Annotated in this window: 3 protein-coding genes; all 3 read right to left on the reverse strand. The window is 65.5% G+C overall.

Annotated elements, in window-relative coordinates:
• The coding region (locus A9X04_RS01745) for an NAD-dependent epimerase/dehydratase family protein (protein ID WP_156764175.1) at positions 1–653 on the reverse strand (653 nt) is incomplete at its 3' end.
• Positions 654–704: 51 nt separating this feature from the next.
• On the reverse strand, positions 705–806 hold the full coding sequence (locus A9X04_RS29365) for a 30S ribosomal protein bS22 (RefSeq protein WP_003402602.1): 102 nt from the start codon (positions 804–806) through the stop codon (positions 705–707).
• Between the two features lie 123 nt (positions 807–929).
• Positions 930–1,184, reverse strand: coding sequence for a cell division/environmental response transcriptional regulator (locus A9X04_RS01750; protein WP_067917146.1), 255 nt, complete (start codon positions 1,182–1,184; stop codon positions 930–932).
• Positions 1,185–1,276 lie beyond the last annotated feature (92 nt).

Consider the following 1,276-nt stretch of genomic DNA (forward strand, 5'->3'; position numbering starts at 1 on the left):
ACCAACGGCCCGGCCAGATACCGCGACAGCGTGGTGTCCATGGCCGGCCCGATCATGTTCGCCAGCCGCAGGATCGTCACGGCGATATCGGGCCGGCGCCGACCCAGGCCGCGCGCGTAGGCCTCAATGTCGAGGCTGTCCTTGGCGAAACCGCCGCGCAGGGGACGGCGACTGGTGCTGTCCTCGGTGAACATCACCGGATCGTGCGCGCTGGACCCGTACACCTCCGACGTGGACTTGAGCACGACGCGGCGCACCGACGGCGCCTTCTGACAGGCCGCGAACAGCTGCATCGCGCCCATCACGTTGATTTCCTTCAGCGCCGCGGTGCCCCCGGACCGCGGCGCGTAGGACGCCGCCGCCGCGTGCACCACCGTGTCGACCTCGCCGTTACGAATCACCTTGGCGATGAAGGGATTACGGATGTCGGCACGAACGAACTCGGCGCGGCCCATCCGGCGCAGCATGTCCTTGCTGGGCGCGATCGCGTCCACCGCGATGATCCCTTTGATCATCGGGTTCTGCGCGAGCCGAGCCGTCAGGTAACCACCCAGGAACCGGCACGCACCGGTAACCAGGACAATCTTGGGGTAATGCACCGTGTTGCTCGTGGTGTCGCCGGTTCCGGCGCCTTCCCCACTCGACTGATCCACCCAAACAGCCTATCGACTCCGGAGACCGCAGCACTACGCCGCGGTTGGGCCCTACTTGCCGAGTTTTCTGCGCTGCACCCGGGTGCGACGCAACAACTTGCGGTGCTTCTTCTTCGACATGCGCTTGCGCCGCTTCTTGATTACTGAACCCATGAACTCCGCTATCTGACCCGTGACCTGCTTGCAGGATTGACCCGGACACTTTACCCGGCGGGATACGCCCAACACCAAACCGGCGCCGGCGCCCGCCGCGTGATCGCGGAGTGCGGTTTCGGGTCAGCCCGCGTCGAAGTAAGACGTCTCGAGCATGTCGTGCACCGCCTTGGCGTGCACCCGGAACGACCGCCCGACCCGGACCGCGGGCAGCTCGCCGTTGTGCACCAGCCGGTACACCGTCATTTTCGAGACCCGCATCAACGCGGCCACCTCGGCGACGGTCAAGAATTGTGTCCTGCCCTGCTGGCCCTCGCTGGGACCGGTGTCCCGCTTACCAGCAGAATCTCGCGCCGATGGCCCGTTCGTAGACGTCATCGCAACCCAATCGTTTCAGGCCCGCGCAATGCCAGCGGCTTCCCCTCCGCTGGCACCCACACGTGCATACAAAGAGGAGAATAGCGGGACTA

It is taken from the genome of Mycobacterium sp. E3247, from assembly GCF_001667785.1.
GTDB lineage: Bacteria > Actinomycetota > Actinomycetes > Mycobacteriales > Mycobacteriaceae > Mycobacterium.

What these genes read in the sequence shown, in the direction of transcription:
- A9X04_RS29365 (WP_003402602.1), bottom strand. Translation starts at nt 806, where the DNA reads ATGGGTTCAGTAATCAAGAAGCGGCGCAAGCGCATGTCGAAGAAGAAG.
- A9X04_RS01750 (WP_067917146.1), bottom strand. Translation starts at nt 1,184, where the DNA reads ATGACGTCTACGAACGGGCCATCGGCGCGAGATTCTGCTGGTAAGCGG.